The organism is Mycobacterium sp. (assembly GCF_050701675.1).
In the GTDB taxonomy this organism is placed as follows: Bacteria; Actinomycetota; Actinomycetes; order Mycobacteriales; family Mycobacteriaceae; genus Mycobacterium.
Genome location: NZ_JBOGDD010000684.1, coordinates 1 through 1,528, shown reverse-complemented (window position 1 = coordinate 1,528; position 1,528 = coordinate 1). Strand labels below are relative to the sequence as shown.

At 65.7% G+C, this 1,528-nt stretch carries 2 protein-coding genes; both read left to right on the top strand.

Annotated features, from left to right (window positions below; translation table 11 throughout):
- On the top strand, positions 1–919 hold a 919-nt coding region (locus tag ACRDUX_RS21040; protein ID WP_526416123.1), incomplete at its 5' end, for a hydrogenase large subunit.
- Positions 920–1,099: 180 nt separating this feature from the next.
- A complete protein-coding gene (locus tag ACRDUX_RS21035) occupies positions 1,100–1,462 on the top strand; it encodes an ArsR/SmtB family transcription factor (protein ID WP_526416121.1) in 363 nt (120 codons plus the stop codon).
- Positions 1,463–1,528 lie beyond the last annotated feature (66 nt).

Sequence of the window (1,528 nt, the reverse complement as noted above, 5' to 3'; positions counted from 1 at the left end):
GGGCCGCACCGCGACCAACGCCGTCGACATTGCCGAAAGGATCAGCGGCGACACCTCCGCGGGTCACGCCCTCGCGCACAGCCTGGCCATCGAAAACGCCCTCGGCATCACCGTCCCCGACGAAGTGCACAGACTACGCGCCCTGCTGATCGAACTGGAACGCCTCTACAACCACGCCACCGACCTCGGGGCGCTGGCCAACGACGTCGGCTTCGCCCTAGCCAACAGCCACGCCCAACGCATCCGCGAACAACTCCTGCGGATCAACGACACCGTCACTGGGCACCGGCTGCTGCGCGGCGCGATCCGCCCCGGTGGGGTCCGACTGCTCACGCTGCCGAACCCCCGCGAGCTCACGGCAATCGGCGCGGACCTCGCCGAAGTCGCCGCACTGACCCTCGGCAATGCCGGGATCTACGACCGGCTCGCCGGCACCGCAACACTGAGCAAGGACCAGGCAACCGAGCTCGGCTGCCTGGGCTACGTCGCACGCGCCAGCGGCGTGAACGTCGATGCCCGCAGCGACCACCCCACCGTCGCCTTGCCGATCACGCCGATCAGCGCGACAGCCGGAGACGTCCTTGCCCGCTACACCGTGCGCCGCGACGAGTTCGCCGCCTCGATCACCCTGGCCCGCCACCTGATCGATGCGGCCGACATGCGTTTGGACTACAGCGCTGCCGCACCAGCACCTCCCGGTGCGCCGTGCACCGGCGTCGGCATCGTCGAAGGATGGCGGGGGACCATCGTGCACCGCGTCGAACTCGACCCGACCGCAACGATCACTCGTTCCAAGGTCGTCGACCCCTCTTGGTTCAACTGGCCGGCCCTGCCGGTAGCGATGGCCAACACCATCGTCGCGGACTTCCCACTGGCCAACAAGAGTTTCAACCAGTCCTACTCAGGCAACGACCTCTGACCGCTGGCCGCTCGCCCGTTGGCCCCTCCGCATGACTACGGCCGAGAAAGAACAAGCCGAATTCATGCCGCTAAGCAGTATTTATGCTAGATTGCTAAGGTATGCAAGTAACGATTCGATGGTGGGTCGCCCCTCGGTGAGACGCAAGTCAGCCTGTCCTAGGATACCGAAGGAGAGCCCATGGTAGAGGGATCGCGTGAGCCGCTGTATCGAATGAAGGCGGACTTCTTCAAGACCCTGGGCCATCCCGCCCGCATCCGCGTCCTGGAACTGCTCAGCGAACGCGAGCACGCCGTCTCGGAGATGGTGTCCGAAATCGGCATCGAACCAGCGAACCTCTCCCAGCAGTTGTCGATCCTGCGCCGAGCCGGCTTGGTGGTCGCCCGCCGCGACGGCCTGTCGGTGTCTTACGCCGTGACCTCGCCACAGGTCGCCGAACTGCTGGCAACCGCACGGGCCATCCTGACCGGCGTGGTCGCCGGGCAAGCCGAGACGCTCGAAGACCGGCCCGCGCCCGAACTGGTCAGCGGCACCACGAGCTGACGTAGGCCAGCGAAGGGGTATGGCGTTCCCATGTCCGATAGTTGCAGAACTTCTAAACTACATATG

Excerpts from the sequence above, each read along its gene's own strand:
- ACRDUX_RS21035 (WP_526416121.1), top strand. The coding sequence starts at position 1,100 with ATGGTAGAGGGATCGCGTGAGCCGCTGTATCGAATGAAGGCGGACTTC.